Source organism: Stenotrophomonas sp. STEN023 (assembly GCF_056760135.1).
Window position 1 is genome coordinate 1 of record NZ_JBRREF010000085.1, and the last position, 18,833, is coordinate 18,833.

18 protein-coding genes are annotated in these 18,833 nt (G+C 65.4%); 14 read left to right on the plus strand and 4 right to left on the minus strand.

What is annotated here, in order from left to right; all coding sequences use genetic code 11:
* Positions 1 to 360: 360 nt before the first annotated feature.
* From ACVOLV_RS18430 to ACVOLV_RS18440, 3 genes are all read right to left on the minus strand, one after another.
* Entirely contained in the window at positions 361 to 2,043 is a 1,683-nt protein-coding gene (locus tag ACVOLV_RS18430; protein WP_481555646.1) for an amidohydrolase, read from the minus strand.
* A 99-nt stretch (positions 2,044 to 2,142) separates the two neighbouring features.
* Complete coding sequence (locus tag ACVOLV_RS18435) at positions 2,143 to 2,871, minus strand: glycine zipper 2TM domain-containing protein (RefSeq protein ID WP_481555631.1); 729 nt, start codon at positions 2,869 to 2,871, stop codon at positions 2,143 to 2,145.
* Positions 2,872 to 2,999: 128 nt separating this feature from the next.
* Entirely contained in the window at positions 3,000 to 3,434 is a 435-nt protein-coding gene (locus ACVOLV_RS18440) for an OsmC family protein (protein WP_481555632.1), read from the minus strand.
* A 303-nt stretch (positions 3,435 to 3,737) separates the two neighbouring features.
* On the opposite strand from ACVOLV_RS18440, the gene ACVOLV_RS18445 reads away from it, so the two are divergent.
* The 3 genes from ACVOLV_RS18445 to ACVOLV_RS18455 all read left to right on the plus strand — a co-directional run bounded on the left by ACVOLV_RS18445 (position 3,738) and on the right by ACVOLV_RS18455 (position 5,535).
* Complete coding sequence (locus ACVOLV_RS18445) at positions 3,738 to 4,148, plus strand: HU family DNA-binding protein (protein ID WP_282272710.1); 411 nt, start codon at positions 3,738 to 3,740, stop codon at positions 4,146 to 4,148.
* Positions 4,149 to 4,357: 209 nt separating this feature from the next.
* Positions 4,358 to 4,666: a DUF3861 family protein gene (locus tag ACVOLV_RS18450; protein ID WP_481555633.1), complete on the plus strand. Its 309-nt coding sequence runs from the start codon at positions 4,358 to 4,360 to the stop codon at positions 4,664 to 4,666.
* Between the two features lie 284 nt (positions 4,667 to 4,950).
* A complete protein-coding gene (locus ACVOLV_RS18455) occupies positions 4,951 to 5,535 on the plus strand; it encodes a YceB family lipoprotein (RefSeq protein WP_481555634.1) in 585 nt (194 codons plus the stop codon).
* Positions 5,536 to 5,815: 280 nt separating this feature from the next.
* Here ACVOLV_RS18455 and ACVOLV_RS18460 read toward each other — a convergent pair whose 3' ends face one another.
* Positions 5,816 to 6,283, minus strand: coding sequence for an SET domain-containing protein (locus ACVOLV_RS18460; protein WP_481555635.1), 468 nt, complete (start codon positions 6,281 to 6,283; stop codon positions 5,816 to 5,818).
* Between the two features lie 351 nt (positions 6,284 to 6,634).
* Here ACVOLV_RS18460 and ACVOLV_RS18465 point away from each other — a divergent pair, with 351 nt between their 5' ends.
* The 11 genes from ACVOLV_RS18465 (at position 6,635) to ACVOLV_RS18515 (ending at position 18,577) form a co-directional block, all read left to right on the plus strand.
* Positions 6,635 to 7,081, plus strand: coding sequence for an SUF system Fe-S cluster assembly regulator (locus tag ACVOLV_RS18465; protein WP_293706143.1), 447 nt, complete (start codon positions 6,635 to 6,637; stop codon positions 7,079 to 7,081).
* A 19-nt stretch (positions 7,082 to 7,100) separates the two neighbouring features.
* On the plus strand, positions 7,101 to 8,576 hold the full coding sequence (gene sufB / locus ACVOLV_RS18470) for a Fe-S cluster assembly protein SufB (protein ID WP_481555636.1): 1,476 nt from the start codon (positions 7,101 to 7,103) through the stop codon (positions 8,574 to 8,576).
* Positions 8,573 to 8,983, plus strand: a complete 411-nt coding sequence (locus ACVOLV_RS18475) for a lysozyme inhibitor LprI family protein (protein ID WP_481555637.1) — start codon at positions 8,573 to 8,575, stop codon at positions 8,981 to 8,983. The genes sufB and ACVOLV_RS18475 overlap by 4 nt, the downstream gene beginning before the upstream one ends.
* Positions 8,984 to 9,019: 36 nt before the next feature.
* Positions 9,020 to 9,784, plus strand: coding sequence for a Fe-S cluster assembly ATPase SufC (gene sufC, locus ACVOLV_RS18480; RefSeq protein WP_481555638.1), 765 nt, complete (start codon positions 9,020 to 9,022; stop codon positions 9,782 to 9,784).
* On the plus strand, positions 9,784 to 11,046 hold the full coding sequence (sufD, locus tag ACVOLV_RS18485) for a Fe-S cluster assembly protein SufD (RefSeq protein WP_481555639.1): 1,263 nt from the start codon (positions 9,784 to 9,786) through the stop codon (positions 11,044 to 11,046). Before sufC ends, sufD begins: the two co-directional genes overlap by 1 nt.
* Positions 11,043 to 12,299, plus strand: a complete 1,257-nt coding sequence (locus ACVOLV_RS18490; protein ID WP_481555640.1) for a cysteine desulfurase — start codon at positions 11,043 to 11,045, stop codon at positions 12,297 to 12,299. Before sufD ends, ACVOLV_RS18490 begins: the two co-directional genes overlap by 4 nt.
* 309 nt (positions 12,300 to 12,608) lie before the next feature.
* On the plus strand, positions 12,609 to 13,127 hold the full coding sequence (locus tag ACVOLV_RS18495) for a sigma-70 family RNA polymerase sigma factor (protein ID WP_481555641.1): 519 nt from the start codon (positions 12,609 to 12,611) through the stop codon (positions 13,125 to 13,127).
* Positions 13,124 to 14,071 (plus strand): DUF4880 domain-containing protein, encoded by a 948-nt coding sequence (locus ACVOLV_RS18500; RefSeq protein WP_481555642.1) that lies wholly within the window; start codon positions 13,124 to 13,126, stop codon positions 14,069 to 14,071. Before ACVOLV_RS18495 ends, ACVOLV_RS18500 begins: the two co-directional genes overlap by 4 nt.
* A 70-nt stretch (positions 14,072 to 14,141) precedes the next feature.
* Positions 14,142 to 16,844 (plus strand): TonB-dependent receptor, encoded by a 2,703-nt coding sequence (locus tag ACVOLV_RS18505; protein ID WP_481555643.1) that lies wholly within the window; start codon positions 14,142 to 14,144, stop codon positions 16,842 to 16,844.
* A 10-nt stretch (positions 16,845 to 16,854) separates the two neighbouring features.
* A complete protein-coding gene (locus tag ACVOLV_RS18510) occupies positions 16,855 to 17,448 on the plus strand; it encodes a biliverdin-producing heme oxygenase (RefSeq protein ID WP_481555644.1) in 594 nt (197 codons plus the stop codon).
* Complete coding sequence (locus ACVOLV_RS18515) at positions 17,438 to 18,577, plus strand: TonB family protein (protein ID WP_481555645.1); 1,140 nt, start codon at positions 17,438 to 17,440, stop codon at positions 18,575 to 18,577. Before ACVOLV_RS18510 ends, ACVOLV_RS18515 begins: the two co-directional genes overlap by 11 nt.
* Positions 18,578 to 18,833 lie beyond the last annotated feature (256 nt).

Genomic DNA, 18,833 nt, shown 5'->3' on the forward strand with positions numbered 1-18,833 from the left:
GGCGGGCGCCCCCGCGTCCGCCCGACCACACCCAACCCACCCCCCCCCCCCCCCTGCGGCGCCCCCCCCGGGGGGCGCGCCCCCCCCGCTCCTACAAAGAAGCAGCACGCCAGCACTTCGCGGGCCGAAGCCAGAAGCGCGGTTTCTGTCAGCCTTCCGACGGCGGAGACTTTCCAGGAGCGACGTCAGCCGCGAAGCTTGCGATCCATACGATTGCGGGCTTGTTGGTAGCTTCGTTGCTGCCAGCTTCGCGGCTGACGCCGCTCCCACACAAAGAAGAAAACCGATGCCAAGGGTTTGGCATCGGCTTTCGGATGACTCAACGTTCAAGTGGAAAGCACTACCGAAGCTGCGGGGGCTTCAGCCCTCCGGCGTAGCCGCCTTGTAAACCGGCTCGCCATCAACCCAGGTCGACAGCACCTTCAGGTCATCAAGCTGGTCGGCGGCAACCTTCAACGGGTCACGATCCAGCACCACGAAGTCCGCACGCAGCCCGCGCTGCAGCTTGCCTACCTGCGCTTCGTCATGACCCGCCCAGGCCGCGTCGCTGGTGAAGCCACGCAACGCCTCGGCAGCGCTCAGACGCTGCTCCGGCTGCCAGCCGCCCGGCGGCTGGCCGTCGCGGTCCTGGCGGGTAACCGCTGCATACAGACCCAGACGCGGATCGACCTGCTCCACCGGGAAGTCCGACCCCAGGGCCAGGCGTGCACCGCTGTGCAGGAAGCGCTGCCAGGCGTAGGCACCGAGTATGCGTTCCGGCCCAACCCGCTGCTCGGCCCAGCCCATGTCCGAGGTGGCGTGGGTGGGCTGCATCGAGGCGATCACGCCGAGCTTGGCGAAACGCGGGATGTCCTGCAGCGACACCACCTGCGAATGCTCGATACGCCAGCGGTGATCCGCGCCCTTGTGCGAGCCCAGCACCTTCTCGTAAGTATCCAGCACGATGCGGTTGCCACGGTCACCGATGGCGTGGGTGGCAACCTGCACCTTGCAGCCATCGGCCTTGCGCACGGCGACTTCGAACTCCTCCGGCGAGGTCATCAGCAAGCCGTGGTTATGCGGGTCGTCGCTGTAAGCGGTGAGCAGGGCCGCGCCGCGGCTGCCCAGTGCACCATCCATGTACAGCTTGACCCCGCGCATCTGCAGGCGGCCGCCGGGATGGGCGTACAGGCCAGCCTTGCACAGGTCCTCCAGCGCTTCGTTGTTGCCATCGGCATAGGCGTCGATGCGCAGCGGCAGCTTGCCCTGGTCGGCCAGACGCTTCATCAGCGTCAGGTCCTCGCGCGATACGCCCATGTCATGCACACCGGTCAGACCATTGCTGACCGCTGCCTGCAATGCGGCCTGCAGACGCTTTTCGCGCGAGGCATCGTCCAATGCCGGGATCTGCGCGTAGACCAGCGAGGCCGCGCCATCGACCAGCACACCGCTGGGCTTGCCAGCGGCATCGCGGAGAATGCGCCCGCCCTCTGGCTGCCAATCGCCGGATAGCGACTTGCCCGCCTTCTCGGCGATACCGATGGCCGCGCTGTTGACCCAGCCGGCATGGCCATCGACACGTTCCAGGTACAGCGGACGCTGCGGGAATGCTGCATCCAGATCGGCGGCAGTGGGGAAATCGGTGTTGTCCCAACGGTTCTGGTCCCAGCCACGACCCAGCAGCCACTCGCCGGGCGCCAGGGTTTTCTCGAAGGCCTGCAGCCGTTCCAGCACTTCGCCACGGGTGCGCGCGCCGGTGAGGTCGGCCTGCATCAAGGTATTGCCCAAGCCGATGATATGCGCGTGGGCATCGATCAGCCCTGGCACCACGGTCGCCTCGCCCACGTCGATGCGCGGCGCCTGCGGGTACAACTGCAGCAGTGCATCGGCACTGCCCACATCCAGCACCTTGCCGCTGTCACTCTCCCAAGCGATTGCGCCGACCACCGGCTGCGCCGGGTCGCCGGTGCGGATGGTATCGGCCACCAGCAGCTTGACCTCGGCCTGGGCCGACAGCGCATGCAGGCAAGGGAGCAGCAGGGCAACACAGGCAATACGACGCATCACGCACCCTCCAGAACGGAATGCGTGGACTATGCCGTCATCGACCGGGCCTGACAAACCGTGCGCTGCACCTCAGCCGGGCAGAAACGCCCGCTGCGCTCAGTCGGCGCTTACGTCCACGCGGACGCGGATCTGCTCGCCGGGGTGATAGTCGCGATGGGTGCGGTACTGGCGGCCCGCGTATTCGTAGGTGACGTCGTAGCCGTCCACCCGCTCGCTCTCGCTGCCATAACCGCTGGGTTCGCAGACGCGTACGTCGCCGCGCTGGTAGTTCGGCCGGTTGCTGGCTTCGTAGATCGCGCGGCCGGCGGCACCGCCGGCAATGGTGCCGACCGCAGTGCCCAGGTAGCGGCCGTCACCGCCACCGATGCGGCTGCCGATCACCGCACCAGCCAGGCCACCGATCACCGTCGCCCATTGGCGGCCGCTCTCGTTGCCCTGCCGGTACTGGCCATTGTCGTAGCCGCGCTGGTCGTAGCCGTCGTTGCGATAGCTGTTGTTGCCATAGCCGCCGGCCTGATAACCATTGTTGTTGTCCACATAACCGCCATCGTTGCGCTCATAGCAGCGCTGGTTGCTGCCCCGCGCGCCGTTGACGATCACCGGATCCACCCGTACCACCCGTGCGTAGTCGTACACCGCGCCGTTGCCGGTATTGCCGCCCTCGCGGTACTGGCCGTCGTCATAGCGCGAGTCCGGCCGGTACTGGCCATCATCGTAAGAGCCGTTGGGGCGGTATTGGCCGTCGTCGTAACGCTGCGCGGAGGCATTGAAGGCGACCAGGCCACCAGCAATCAGGACAGCGGCAACAGCAAGCGATCGACACATGGCAGCAACCACTCCGGCGGGAATGAGGACAAGGGATGAGCGATGCTCAGGCGCGACGGGTGAAACGATCCTGAACCGGCCCGGCCAGCGTTGCACGCCAGCCGGGCCAGCCATCGATCAAGCGCAGATCAGGCCGAAAACTCGGTATCCAGGCTGATCGGCACCGCACTCAGCGCCTTGGAGATCGGACAGTTCTGCTTGGCGTCATCGGCAATTGCGCGGAACTTGGTCTCGTCCAGGCCGGGGACCACCGCCTTTACCTTGAGCCGGATCTGCGACAGCTGCGGGCCACCTTCCATCGACAGGTCGACATCGGCGCGGGTGTCCAATGAGGTCGGCGGGAAGCCCGCCTCGCTGAGCTTGGCCGACAGCGCCATGGTGAAGCAGCCGGCGTGCGCGGCAGCAATCAGTTCTTCGGGGTTGGTGCCCTTCTCATCGCCGAAGCGGCTGTTGAAGGCATAACGGGTGTTCTCCATCAAACCGCTCTGCGGCGTACTCAAGCGGCCCTGCCCGGTCTTCAGATCGCCTTCCCAGTGTGCGGTGGCGTGACGCGAAATACCCATGGTCGAACTCCTCGTGGTGGATGACCTGGCCAGCCTAAACCAACTCGCGTTAGCAGCTTGTGCGGCACCGCATGATGCCCCTGCGGCGTGCCCGGCAGCAGCCAGCTACAGCGCCGATGATCGGTGCACGACGCGGTTTGAGCATGACTTCCGGCCCCGATTTGTTGTCCAAATACGCCCGGAAGCAATATTTATGGGCTTTTTCTTCGATTACCTATTGGCGTCACGCAATACATGCCCTACATTTCGCTTGCCGACGGGGTCGGCACGACCAACAACCAACCGTTCACGGAACAGGAAATCATGGCAAAGACCGCTAAAAAGGCTGCCCCGAAGAAGGCAGTGAAGAAAGTAGCCACGAAGGCTGCAACCAAGGCTGCCGCCAAGCCGGCCGCACCGAAGCCGATCAAGGAAGCACTGACCAAGTCCGGTCTGGTCGCCCACATCGCCGAAGCCACCTCCGTCGCTGCCAAGGACGTGCGCGCTGTGTTCGCCGCCCTGGAAGGCGCCGTTGCCGCCTCGGTCAACAAGAAGGGCGCTGGCTCCTTCACCCTGCCGGGCCTGCTGAAGATCTCCACCGTGAGCGTTGCTGCCAAGCCGAAGCGCAAGGGCATCAACCCGTTCACCAAGGAAGAGCAGTGGTTTGCCGCCAAGCCGGCCACCACCAAGCTCAAGGTGCGTCCGCTCAAGAAGCTCAAGGACGCCGCGCTGTAATCAGCGCGCCCCTTGGCGAAGAAACGGGACGGCCCTGCCGTCCCGTTTTTTTTTGGCCAAACGGGCAACGGAAAACGTTCCCATGGGCCGCAGCGTTCCGCCTGTGACGTGGGAAAAACACTGGAACACAGCGTCATGGTCCAAAGCCTCGTACCCGCGCCAAGGCCGGCCTATGGTGGCCACTCCCCCGCTTCCCCACGTAGTCCACCATGTCCATCAGCAAGCATCGCTACCGAATCTCCGTCACTCCGATCGAGACTGACGGCCAGCAGTGCAGCGGCCGTTGCTCCATCGAGTTCGAACAGCGCAGCCAATACAACTGGATGCGCCTGTTGGAATCCGCGCAAGGCCAACGTCGCCTGTCCTGCAATGAAGACGCCGGCATCGTGGTTGTCACCGGCCTGCTGGAGACACTGGCCGAATCGGCTGGCAAGCCCGACAGCCTGTTGGCCGCGTTGCAGCCGGAGCTGGACCAGCTGCTGCACAAGCTCAAGCGCCTGCAGGCCCCGGCCGAGTAAGCTGTTGGCGGAGCTGGCGGCTGCTTGCGTAGCGCTGCGCAGCCACGCTGGATCGGGAGCAGCCGAGTGCAGATCGAATCGACCGCAGGGGGTCTCCAGCTGCCCGACGCGGATGGAGCACAGCGCTGCAACTGGCACCAATGCGCGCATCGCGCATCGAAGGCGCTGGCCTGAAGTGGCCGCGGTGTCGCCTCGGCCTGGCTTGAATCGATGCTGCTAATAAGCCGTTCACCCGATCTGGTTATCTTGCTAGTCCAACCTGCCGCCATCACCGAGTGCGCCCGATGAATCTGCGTTCCCTGCTCCTCCCCAGCATTGCCCTGATCGCCCTCGCCGGCAGCGCCCATGCTGCCCCCCAGGTCAACGGCAAGCAATTGACCGTTGGCGCGGCCGACGTGCAGCAATACCTGGACGGTAGCTTCCCGCGCACGCAGAAGGCGCTTGGCGGCCTGCTCGCACTGACCGTCAGCCAACCACGCCTGACCCTGCCGCAGGGCAGCCGCCTGGACCTGGGCTTCAACCTGGCCATGGCCGCAGGTGGCTCATCGATGCCGGTGGGCGATGTACAGATCAGCAGCGGCCTGCGCTACGACGTGCAGACCCAGGGCTTCCATCTGGACCAACCCACGGTTGATGGCTTCCGCCCCAGCGCTGGTGGTGGTGAGTTGGATTCAAGCACCCGCAGCCTGCTCAACAGCTGGCTGGCCGACTACGCCCGCCGCGAGCCGATCTACAAGATCGACCCGGCCATCGCCAAGGTGATGGGCGTGCTGCAGGTCAAGTCGGTGGGCATCCAGAACGGCCGCATCGCGGTGGAGTTCAACCAGAACCTGGGCAGCTTCGTGCCGCAGGGATTGCTGGGGAACTAAGCGGGCTTGCTATAGAAACGAAGGAGGCCGCGATTGCGGCCTCTTTCATTTTGATCTGCTTGTGGGAGCGGCGTAAGCCGCGAAGCTGACGATGTACCAGCCTCGAAGCCGGGCCTTCCCCAAACAGAACCGTTTCGACTTTTATTGGCAGCACCTGAGCTGACACCAGCTTCGCGGCTTATGGCCCGAGGCCACCCAGCGCCGCTCCTACAAAGCGGAGCGTCTGAGCTGGCGGTAGCTTCGCGGCTTACGCCGCTCCCACAAGAGCAGCGGGCGCCTTTCAGCGCTTCGGCTGCAGCATCGTGCCGGTGCACTTGGGCGAGCCACAACGGCATTCCCAGATCTTCTTCAGGCGCGCGGTGTGACGCTCGGCCAGGGTGATGCCGTAGTTGTAGGTCAGCTCTTCGCCGGCCTTGATGTCGCGAATGGCTTCGATGAACACCTTGTCGGCGGTGCGATCATCGCCTTCGGCCTCTTCGATCATCGCCTCGCAGCTCGGATCGCAGCTGTGGTTGATCCAGCGTGCATCGTTGCCCTTGTAGTTGGCGTCGATGACGTAGTCGTCATTCAAGGTGAACAGAAAGGTGTGGCCGGTTTCCACATCACCCGCATCGTCTGCGTCCACTTCGGCATGGGTACGGCGCTTGCCCTTGTATTCGATGACGCGCTCGCCCTTCTTGATGGCGGCCACGGCGAACACGCCGTTACCGTGGATGGAGGATTTGCGCGCCTGGATCTTCTTGGGCATTTACATGGCCGGGACTTGAGTGAGGCGGTGATTCTCGCCCATCGGGCAGGACAACCCAAGGGCTGGGATCAGGATTGGGAATTCTGCTTCTGCTCTGCAGCGAATCGAAAGCAGGAAGCAGCGGCTGCGCCGCCCCTCTCCTGCCTTCGGCATCCTCTCCCGCGGAGGGGAGAGGAGAACTGCAGCGGCCGCGCCGCTCTCCTTTCCTGCCTGCAGCATCCTCTCCCACGGGGAGGAAACAGCTGCAGTCCCCTGATTGGCTGGGGGTTTCTGCCAGCTGAACAGCAAAACTTGGCCCTCCCGGCGAGAAAGCGTACAATTTTGGTCCACATTGATACCCCCGCTCCCGCAATGCTCCGCGTCACCAAGCTCACCGATTACGCCACCGTTGTCCTGACCGTGCTTGCCGCACGGCCGGCCGAAGTGCTGAGCGCGACCGATCTGGCCGAAGCCGCAGGGCTGGAGCCGCCGACCGTCAGCAAACTGCTCAAGCCACTGGCCCAGGCCGGCCTGGTGGAAGGCCTGCGTGGCGTGCGCGGCGGTTACCGGCTGACCCGCCCGGCCTCCGAGATCACCCTGATCGAGATCCTGGAAGCGATGGAAGGTCCCTTGGCCATCACCGAGTGCAGCCAGGAACAAAGCCAGTGCGGCCTTGCCGGGCAGTGCGGCGTGCGCTCCAACTGGCGGCTTATCAATGATGTCGTTTCCGATGCCCTGCGTGGCGTCACCCTCGCGCAGATGCTGCACCCCTTACCGCTTGCCGACCGTCGACGCATCAGCGCCGACGTCGTCTCCTGAACAACCGTAGGCAGCCCTAATGGCCACCGAGATCATCGAAAAGGTCGACACCGTCGACAGTCCGAACCGTGAGATCCACGAACAGCTGGGGCGCAAGTACGACGCCGGCTTCGTCACCCTGATCGAATCCGAGTCGTTCCCGCCGGGTCTGGACGAGGACGTCATCCGTGCGCTCTCGGCCAAGAAGGACGAGCCCGAGTGGATGACGCAGTGGCGCCTGGACGCCTACCGCCACTTCCTGACCATGCGCCAGCCCGATTGGGCCAAGCTGCAGATCGGCCCGATCGACCTGCAGGCGCTGAGCTACTTCTCCGCGCCCAAAGGCCCGAAGTACCAGTCGCTGGACGAAGTGCCCAAGGAACTGCTGGACACCTACGAAAAGCTCGGCGTGCCGTTGCATGAGCGTGCAAAACTGGCCGGCGTGGCGGTGGACGCGGTGTTCGACTCGGTCTCGGTCGGTACCACCTTCCGCAAGGAACTGGCCGAAAAGGGGGTGATCTTCTGCTCCATCTCCGAAGCCATCCGCGAATACCCGGAGCTGGTACGCAAGTACCTGGGCTCGGTGGTGCCGGTCGGCGACAACTACTTTGCCGCGCTCAACTCGGCAGTGTTCTCCGACGGCAGCTTCGTATTCGTGCCGGCCGGCGTGCGCAGCCCGATGGAGCTGAGCACCTATTTCCGCATCAACGCCAGCAACACCGGGCAGTTCGAGCGCACCTTGATCATCTGCGAGGACAAGGCCTACGTTTCCTACCTGGAAGGCTGCACCGCGCCGATGCGCGATGAAAACCAGCTGCACGCCGCAGTCGTTGAGCTGGTGGCACTGGAAGATGCCGAGATCAAGTATTCAACCGTGCAGAACTGGTACCCGGGCGATGAGAACGGTGTCGGCGGCATCTACAACTTCGTCACCAAGCGTGCCGAATGCCGTGGCGCGCGCTCCAAGGTAACCTGGACCCAGGTGGAAACTGGCTCGGCCATCACCTGGAAGTACCCGTCCTGCGTGCTGCTGGGCGACGACTCGGTGGGCGAATTCCACTCGGTCGCGCTGACCCACCATCGCCAGCAGGCCGACACCGGCACCAAGATGATCCACATCGGCAAGCGCACCAAGAGCAAGATCATCTCCAAGGGCATCAGCGCCGGCCGTGGCCAGAACACCTACCGCGGTCTGGTACGCGTGGACCGTGGCGCCGAAGGCGCACGCAACTACACCCAGTGCGACTCGCTGCTGATTGGCAAGAAGTGTGGCGCCCACACCTTCCCCTATATCGAGGTGAAGAACCCCAGCGCCACCGTCGAGCACGAGGCCACCACCTCCAAGATCTCCGACGACCAGCTGTTCTATTGCCGCGCGCGCGGCATCGACCAGGAAAACGCGGTGTCGATGATCGTCGACGGCTTCTGCAAGCAGGTCTTCAAGGAACTGCCGATGGAGTTCGCGGTGGAAGCCAAGAAGCTGCTGGAAGTCTCGCTGGAAGGATCGGTCGGATGAGCCGCCTGCCGCTGCTCCTGCTGGCCGTGCTGCCATTCGCAGGCTCCGCCGCGTCGCTGGGCAAGGCCTGCGACGATGCCCGCACCCAGCTGGATATCAACGAGTGCGCGGCGGCCGAAGCCACTGCCGCCGACGCCGAGCTCAACGCCGTGTACCGGCAGGTGATGCAGAAACTGCAGGGCCAGCAGGTCGCCATCGACAAGCTGCGCGCTGCCCAGCGCCTGTGGATTCCGCTGCGCGACGCCGACATTGAAGCGCGCTACCCGGTTGGCAAGGACGAGAACCCGCGCGTCCTGTACGGCTCGATGTACCCGATGCTGTATTCGGCCAACAAGGCCGAGCTGACCCGCAAACGCACCCAGTGGCTGCGCGCCACCTTCCTCGATCGCGCCGAAGGCGAGCTCTGATCGCCCCGCACACTACATATTGAAGAACGCACCCTCATGCTGAAGATCGAAAACCTCCACGCAAGCATCGGCGACAAGGAAATCCTCAAGGGTCTGTCGCTGGACGTGAAACCGGGCGAAGTGCACGCCATCATGGGCCCGAACGGCGCCGGCAAGTCCACCCTCGGCAATGTGCTTTCCGGCCGCGACGGCTACGACGTCACCGCTGGCAGCGTGCAGTTCGAAGATGGCGACCTGCTGGAGCTGGAACCGGAAGCACGCGCCGCCGCCGGCCTGTTCCTGGCCTTCCAGTACCCGGTGGAAATCCCCGGCGTCAACAACACCTACTTCCTGCGTGCCGCGCTCAATGCGCAGCGCAAGGCCCGTGGCGAGGAAGAACTGGACTCGATGCAGTTCCTCAAGCTGGTCCGGCAGAAGCTGGCCGTGCTGCACCTGAAGGACGAGTTGCTGCACCGCGGCGTCAACGAAGGCTTCTCCGGTGGCGAGAAGAAGCGCAACGAGATCTTCCAGCTGGCCGTGCTCGAGCCGAAGCTGGCGATCCTCGACGAAACCGACTCCGGCCTCGACATCGATGCGCTGAAGAGCGTCGCCGATGGCGTCAACGCGCTGCGTTCGCCGGAGCGTTCTTTCCTGGTCATCACCCACTACCAGCGCCTGCTCGACTACATCAAGCCAGACGTGGTGCATGTGCTGGCCGACGGCCGCATCGTCAAGACCGGTGGCCCGGAACTGGCGCTGGAGCTGGAAGCCCACGGTTATGACTTCCTGAAGGACCGCGTGGTCCGCGAGGCGGCCAAGTAATGAGCGCTCTTCTGGAGTCACTGGCCGGCACGTTCTGCGGTAGCAAGGAACGCGCCGAGCTGCTCGAAGCCGCGCTGAAAACCGGCCTGCCCGCCGCCCGCAACGAGGCCTGGAAGTACACCTCGCTGCGCCAGCTGGAGCGCCGCAGCTTCACCGCTGCACCGCTGCAGGCCCCGGACATCGATGCCGCACTGCTGGCCGACATCCCGTCGCCGCGTCTGGTCTTCGTCAATGGTCGACATAACGCTGGATTGAGCGATCTGTCGTCGCTGGATGCAGGCGTGCAGGTGCGTACGCTGTCTGCCGTGCAGGCCGAAGAGCCCGAAGCGCTGCGTTTCCTCGGCCGTCGCTTCGAGCGCGCCGATGAAGTGTTCGCCCAGCTCAATGCCGCACTCGCCGATGAAGGCGTGCTGGTGCAGGTGGCCGATGGCATCGTCAGCGAAACCCCGCTGCATCTGGTGTTTGTCAGCGCGGCGGATTCCAGCGATCACGCCTGGCATCACCGCCACCTGATCGAGCTGCGCCGTGGCGCCGTGTTCGGTTTGGTCGAGCATCACCTGCAGGCTGGCGACAGCGCGCATCTGGACAACACCCTGGTGCACGTCCACATCGCCCAGGACGCCGTGCTGTCGCATGCCCGCGTGCAGGCCGACAGCGCGCGTGCCACCTCGCTGCTGCGCACCGACGCGGTATTGGCACGCAATGCCGAGTACCGCCGCATCGACCTGGAACTGGGTGCTGCGCTGAGCCGTCATGAGCTCAACGTGCGTCTTGAAGGCGACAACGCCAAGCTCACCGCCAATGGCGTGCTGCTGGGCACCGGCCGCCGCCATATCGATACCCGCCTGGGCATCGAGCACATCGCCAAGGACACCAGCGCCGAGCTGGTCTGGCGCGGCGTGGCGGCCAACCGCAGCCGCGTGGTGTTCCACGGCGGTATCGGCATCCGCGAAGGCGCCGATGGCACCGATGCCAATCTGTCCAACAAGAACCTGCTGCTGTCGGCCGATGCCGAGATCGATACCCAGCCGACGCTGGTGATCGACGCCGAAGAGGTCAAGGCGGCGCACGGCGCTACCGTTGGTCAGCTCGACGCCAACGCGCTGTTCTACCTGCGCTCGCGTGGCCTGCCTGCCGAACAGGCGCGCGCCATGCTCAGCGCCGCGTTCTGCCACGAGCCGCTGTCCGCGGTGGAAGGCGTTCTTACCGAAAAGCTGGCCCGCCACCTGGACCAGGCACTGCAACAGGCAGGCATGGCATGAATCTCAGCTCCCCGCGTCCGATCCACCACCCGGCCACCGCCCCCGACTGGGAGCGCGTGCGCGCCGACTTCCCGCTGCTGATGCGCGAAGTCAACGGCAAGCCGCTGGTGTATTTCGACAATGCCAACACCGCGCAGAAGCCGCTGTCGGTGATCGGTGCGGTGGATGAGTTCTATCGCCGTTACAACGCCAACGTCAGCCGCGCGGTGCATGCGCTCGGCACCGAGGCGACCGACGCCTACGAAGGCGCGCGCACCAAGCTGGCGCGCTTCCTCAACGTGCGCAGCGATGAGCTGGTGCTGTGCAGCGGCACCACGTTCGCGATCAACCTGGTCGCGTATTCGTGGGCATTGCCACGTTTGAAGGCTGGCGATGTGATCCTGGTATCGCGCATGGAGCACCACGCCAACATCGTGCCATGGCAGCTGGTCGCCGAGCGCACCGGCGCGACCATCCGCGTGGCCGAGATCAGCCCAGACGGCAGCCTCGACCTGGACGCGCTGCATGCAGCGATGACCCCGGAAGTGAAGCTGCTGGCGCTGACCCACGTGTCCAACGTGCTGGGCACCATCAATCCCGTGCGCGAGATCTGCCGCGAGGCGCGCAAGCGCGGCATCGTCACCGTGATCGACGGTTCGCAGGCCGCCCCCCACCTGACGGTGGATGTGGCAGCGATCGGCTGCGATTTCTATGCGGTGACCGGCCACAAGATGTGCGGCCCGACCGGCACCGGTGCGCTATGGGCACGTCGTGAGCATCTGCAGGACATGCCGCCCTTCCTTGGTGGCGGCGAGATGATCAAGGAAGTCAGCTTCGACGGCACCGTGTTCAACGATGCCCCGCACAAGTTCGAAGCCGGTACGCCGAACATCGCCGGTTTCATCGGCCTTGGCGTGGCGGTGGACTACCTGGAAGCGCTGGGTCGCGAGCACATCGAAGCCCGCGAACAGGAACTGCTGGCCCACTTCACCGAAGAACTGCAGCGCGTTGAAGGCCTGCGCATCTTCGGCACTGCGCCGAACAAGGCGGCGGTGGTGTCGTTCCAGATCGAAGGCGCGCATGCGCACGACCTGGCGACCCTGCTCGACCTGCAAGGCGTCGCCGTGCGCTCCGGCCAGCACTGCGCGCACCCGCTGCTGCAGTATTACGGTGTAGCAGCCACCTGCCGCGCATCGCTGGCGTTCTACAACACGCATGAAGAGATTGAATCCTTCATGGCGGCGTTGAAGAAAGTACGCAGCCTGTTGGGTTGAGCCGCGCTGGTTTTGTGGGAGCGGCGTAAGCCGCGAAGCCGAAAGCACTACAGACCGAAATTCAAACAGCGAAAGCGCCCTCACCCCAACCCCTCTCCCGTAAACGGGAGAGGGGCTACGGCACAGCACTGAGTGGCGGAATGATTGTAGGAGCGGCGTAAGCCGCGAAGCCGGCACACCCGCCCTGATCATCCAAGCTGCAATCTGACGATCCACCAGCTTCGCGGCTGACGCCGCTCCTACAAAAGTCCCGCTGCACAGCCCTGCTCACACGTGCAATAATGCGAACAATTCGCATTTGCACAAACGATGAGCCCCGCGTCATCCTCCCTCCTCGCCACCCTGTTCCGCGACCATCACCGCTGGTTGCTGGCACGGCTGTGCAGGCAGGTTCGATGCCGCTGGGATGCAGAAGACCTCACCGCGGAGACCTTCAGCCAGGTCGCAGCATCGCGTACGCCGCTGACCAGCATCGATGAGCCACGCGCGTTCCTGACCACCATCGCCAAGCGCCTGCTGTTCCATCTGCGCCGTCGCCGCGATCTGGAACAGGCCTGGTTGGAACAACTGCGGCACAGCCCGGAAGCGTTCTCGCCCTCGCCCGAGGAACGTGCGCTGCTGCTGGAAACCGTGCTGCTGGTCGACCGCAGCATGCAGTCGCTGCCAGCGCCGGCCCGCGCCGCCTTCCTCTACAGTCAGCTCGATGACATGGGCCACGAGCAGATCGCGCAGCAGCTCGGCGTGTCGGTACGCACGGTCGGCCGTTACCTGCGCCAGGCCTGGACCTGCTGCCTGCAGGACCTGCAGCACACGGATCTGGCTCCGTGAGCGAGCAAGCGGCGATGGAAGCCGCCATCGACTGGATGGTGCTGCTGCAGTCCGGCAACGCCGATGCCGACAGTGAGCAGCAACTGCAGCGTTGGCTGGACGCCTCGCCCGAGCACCGCCAAGCCTGGCAGCAGCTGCAGGAGATCCAGGGCCGCTTCCAGCGCCTGCGCGAGGTTGCCCAGCGTCATCCCGGCCAGGATCAACAGGCGCGCGAACTGCTGCTGCGGCCGTCGCGGCGTGTCGCCCTGCGCTCCCTGGCGGCCTTCGCACTCACCGCTGGTGGCGCCGCCTTGCTCGCCGACCGCAAATTCCCGCTGCGCGAACTCAGCGCCGACCTGCGCACCGCCACCGGGCAGCGCAGCCGCTTTGCACTGGAGGACGGCAGCACGCTCACCCTCGACGCACGCAGCGCGATGGATGTGGATTTCGGTGCCGACCAGCGCCAACTGTGGCTGCGGCGTGGGCGCGTACTGCTGGACATCGCCGCCGATCCGCGGCCCCTGCTGCTGCACAGCCTGCACACCAGGCTCAGCCTGCTGCGCGGCAGGCTCATGGTCGAGCGCTACGAGGCATCCACCCAGGTTGCGGTGCTCAGCGACCACGTCTTGATCGAGGACCAGCACGGCCACAGCCAGCGCCTGCTCGCCGGGGAAAGCGCACGCATCGATGCCAGCGGCATCACCGCACTCGGCAGCAATCCGCTGCAACTGACCGATTGGCTGCACGGCCGGGTCAGCCTCGACAATGCGCCGTTGCTGGATCTGGTCGAGCGCTTGCGTGCCTACCGCAGCGGCTTCCTGCGGGTGTCGCCAGAGGCCGCCACGCTGCGCGTGCAGGGCGTGTTCGGGCTGGATGACAGCGATCGCACGCTCGCCGCGCTGTCCGAAACCCTGCCCTTGCTGATCCATTCCTACGGCCCGGTCACCCTGATCGAAAAAAAGTAGCGTGAGCGTGTCCGGTTTTTCGCCCTCGATACACATCCCTATCCGAAACCCTCTTTCGGAAGCCGTATCGATGTCCGCCTCCCCCCTGCTTCGCCCTTCCTGCCTTGCCCTGGCCTTGTCGCTGGCCTGCGCCGTTCCGCTGGCCCACGCGCAGACCGCAGCCGCTGATGCGGCAGTGCTCGACTACCAGATTGCCGCCGGCCCGCTGGGCGCCAGCCTCAACCGCATCGCCGCCAGCGCCGGCCGCACCTTGTCGGTGGACCCGGCCCTGCTGCAGGGCAAGCAGGCCAGGGCCGTGCATGGCCAGTACTCGGTCGAACAGGCCGCCGCACAGGCGCTGCAGGGCAGCGGTCTGCAGCTGGCCACCACCGCCAGCGGCGCGCTGACCGTACAGCGCGCGCCGGCCAATGGCGTGGAACGCATCGGCACGCTGCGGGTGCAGGGTGACCAGGGAAACCGAACCCAGCTGGGCGATGACAGCCGCAATTCGGCCGACACGCCTTACACCTCCGCGCAGTCCGGCGCGCACCTGTCGCTGCAGCAGATCGAGCGTTCGCGCGGCACCCAGGCCGGTGACATCTTCAAGGGCGTGGCCGGTGTCATCAACGGCGACAACCGCAACTCCGGTGCGCTGGATCTGAACATCCGCGGCATGCAGGGCTTCAACCGCGTGCCGGTGCTGATCGACGGCAGCCAGCAACAGGTCACCGTCTACCGCGGCTATGCCGGCGTGGCCGGGCGCAGCTACATCGACCCGGACATGATTGGTGGCATCGACATCCAGAAGGGCCCGACCGGCGGTGCCGAGGGCGTTGGCGCGATCGGCGGTGTGGTCAGCATGCGTACCCTGAATGCCGAGGACATCATCACCGGCGACAAGGACTGGGGCATCCGCCTGAAAGGCAGCGTCAGCGACAACTCCTCTTCGCCGCCGGCTGCCTTTACTACTGGCGGCCTGCGCAATGGCGGTCGTTTCCTCACCGCCTGTGGCGGCGGCCGCACCTGCACCGTGCAGCAGCTGCCAAGCGAATTTGCCGATGAGACCGGCATGGATCGCCCTTCCACCGGCACCCCGACCGGCGGCAGCGGCAGCATCGCCGCAGCCAAGCGCTTCGGCCAGTTCGAAGTACTGGGCGCCTTCGCGCGACGCAAGACCGGCAATTACTTCGCCGGCGAGAACGGCCCGGGCGCGCCCGAGCCGAACTATGCCACCTCGCGCACCACCGACAGCCGTGGCCGCTGGGTCGAGTACACCACCGTCACCTTCGAAGGCCTGAACCGCTTCCGTGCCGGCGAAGAAGTGCTCAATACCTCGGTCGACAACCAGTCCTGGCTGCTCAAGGGCACCTGGAAGCCCAGCGCTGACCAGGCGCTGGAACTGGGCCGCATGAAGTACCAGAGCCGCTACGGTGAACTGATGCCGTCGGCCATCCTGCGCGGTGAAGGTGCACTGCAATCGGCGCTCAGCGATGTCGATGCCGACACCTGGACCGCACGCTACCGCTGGCAGCCGGCCAACGAGCTGATCGACTTCAAGGCCAACGCCTGGCGTACCGCCTTGGACAACACCATCCGCAACGTCTACTCGTTCCCGGCGCTGCCGCCGGAGTACACCTATATCGAAACCACCTACCGCCAGGCCGAGCGCTGGGGTATCGACGCCACCAATACCTCGCGTTTCATCACCGCCTGGGGCGACGTCGCCTTGCAGTACGGCTTCACCCACGGCAAGGAAGACGTGCATCCGATCAGCGCCTCGCAGAGCTTCAGCAGCAACAACGCCAAGCGTGAGGAAAGCAGCCTGTTCGCCAGCGCCGAGTGGGTGCCCACCGATTGGCTGAAGCTCGACGCCGCCATCCGCCACACCCGCTACAAGAGCTATGACCGCGAGATCACCCGCGTGCCATCGCAGAGCCGCCCCATCACTTATACCGACGTCCACCTGCAGAACAAGGCCAGCGGCAATGCACCGATCGCGGCGATCACCTTCACCCCGTTCGAGGGCGTGCAGGTCTATGCCCGTTATGCCGAAGCGCTGCGCATGCCCGGCCTGTTCGAGACCAGCTCCGGCCCGGTCCCGAGCACGTTTGCAATGGACCTGCGCCCGGAACGCGCCAAGAACCGCGAGTACGGCATCAACCTGCTGCGCGACGGTCTGTTCGCCGAAGGCGATCAGGCGCGCCTGAAGCTGGCCTACTTCGACAACCACGTAAAGGATTACCTGACCCGCACCACCGTGCAGCTGGAGGGCTGGGTGTCGTCACCGGTGATCGAGAATATCGACAACGCCGACTTCAAGGGCTACGAGATCACCGCCGAATACCGCACGCCGCGCTTCTTCAGTGAGCTGTCCGGCAGCTATTACACCTACACCAACTTCTGCCACAGCGACCGCGCCTATCCGACCAAGTCAGAGCCCTGCCATCCGGGCGGCGTCACCGACAGCTATGCCAGCAACCACGTCCCGCCGCGTGCCTCCGGTGCGCTGACACTGGGCACGCATCAGCTGGACCAGCGCCTGACCGCCGGTAGCCGGGTCAGCTACACCGGCAACCGCCCGACCCTGCCACGCGCCAGCAGCATCATCCCGGTGGTCGATTGGGGTTCCTACGTGCTGGTCGACCTGTTCGCCAACTACCGCATCAACGAGCACGTCGCGCTCGACCTGAGTGTGGACAACCTCACCGACCGTTACTACATGGACGCGATGACGCTGGGCCTGATGGCCTCGCCGGGTCGCACCGTGCGCATGGGCTTCACCGTCAACTTCTGAGGAACCGCATATGTCCGCTTCCCCAATGCTGCTGGAACGCAGCCGCAGCCAACGCTTGAAGGCCGCCACCCACGGTACCCACGAGCGCCTGGACCAACGCATCATGCGCGGCGAACCCTTCGCCTCGCTTGAGAACTACCGGCGCTTCCTGCGCGTGCAGTACCGCTTTCACCGTGACCTGGCGGTGCTGTACTCGCTGCCGGCACTGCAGGGTTTGTTGCCGGACCTGGCCGAACGCCAGCGCCTGCAGGAACTGCAGCAGGATCTGTACGACCTCGGTGAAGCCCTGCCCGCCGATGACAACGCCGCCTTGAGCAGCGACATTGACCCGGCCACCGCGCTGGGTTGGCTGTACGTGGTCGAGGGCTCCAACCTCGGCGCTGCCATCCTGTTCAAGCTGGCTGCGAAGATCGGCCTGGATGCCGATCACGGCGCGCGCCACTTGGCCGGCCACCCGGACGGGCGCGCGCGTCATTGGCGGCGTTTCACCGAGGCGCTGGACGGCAACGCGCTGGATGCCGAGCAGGAACAACGTCTGGTGGCTGGTGCCACTGCCGCGTTCCAGCGCGTGCATGGTTATGTCGAGCAGGGCTTTGCCGACTGAGATGGAGGCAACGCTGAGCACCGCACCAACCCCGCCACGGCGCAATCGCGCCGTGCGCGTGGGCTATCTGCTGCTGGGCATGGTGATGGTGGCACTGGGCATCATCGGCGCATTGCTGCCGGTGATGCCCACCACCATTTTCATGATCCTGGCCGCTGCCTGTTTTGGCCGTTCCTCGCCGCGCTTCGAGCGCTGGCTGCTGCAGCACCCACAGTTCGGCCCGCCGCTGCGGCTGTGGCGCGAGCAGGGTGCGATGTCCAAGCGTGCCAAAGCATTTGCCTGCGGCGGCATGGCGCTGGGCTTTGCGATGTTCTGGTACTTCGCGCATCCGTCGCTGCTGCTGTGGCTGGCGGTTGCGATCGGCATGGGCGGCTGCGCACTGTATCTGCTGACCCGGCCGCTGCCGCGCGGCGTAGCCGCGGTGCCGTCCCCGCAATCGGAAGAACGCGGCATCCGCTCCGTCGCCGCAACCGTGACCGTGCTGCTGCACATTGGAATGTTCGCGCTGTTGCTGTGGAGCCGCGCGCCGAGCATGGATCCGCCGCTGGCGGAACCCGCCGAACGCACGCAACTGGTGATGCTGCCACCGCGCGCACCGGAGCAGCCGCTGGAAGAAATCGTCGCCCCAACACCTTCCGCTGCGGCTTCGGCGGAGAAACAGAAACCGGAACCGCCGCGCCCGCTGCCGCCGTCGCCACCGCGCGCCAACGCCAACTGGGTGGTTCCACCGCCGGCGCCGCCGCAACCGGTGCAGCAGGCGCTGGCCCCGCAACAACAGGAAGCTTCGATCGCCGCCGCACCGCTGACCCCACCGCTGCCGCCCGGGCCAAGCGCGGCAAACCCCGGCAAGGACAGCTGGGAAGGCCGGGTCATGGCCAAGCTGGAGCGCCATCGGCGCTATCCGAATGCCGCCCGCGCGCGCCGTGAACAAGGCGTCGCCCACGTCCGCGTCAGCCTTGCCCGCGATGGCTCGGTGCTGTCGTTGGCACTGGAGCAATCCTCCGGCTCGGCGATGCTCGACCAAGCCGCACTGGAAACCTTCCGCCGCGCCACACCGCTGCCGGCGGTACCGGAAACGCGCAAAGCACCGCTGGAGCTGTCATTCCCGGTCGAGTTCTTCATGCGTTGAGCGCAAGGTAAACGACGCGCTTGTAGGAGCGGCGTAAGCCGCGAAGCCGAAAATCCAACAGCAAAAGCGCTACCCCTCCCCAACCCTCCCCTTGCCTACGGCAAAGGGAGGGAGCACAGCCCAGCAACCGCTTCACCTGTAGTGCCGAGCCATGCTCGGCAACCGCTTCACCTGTAGTGCCGAGCCATGCTCGGCAACCGCCTCACCTGTAGTGCCGAGCCATGCTCGGCAGGGGCTTCACTGGTACAGCCCCTGC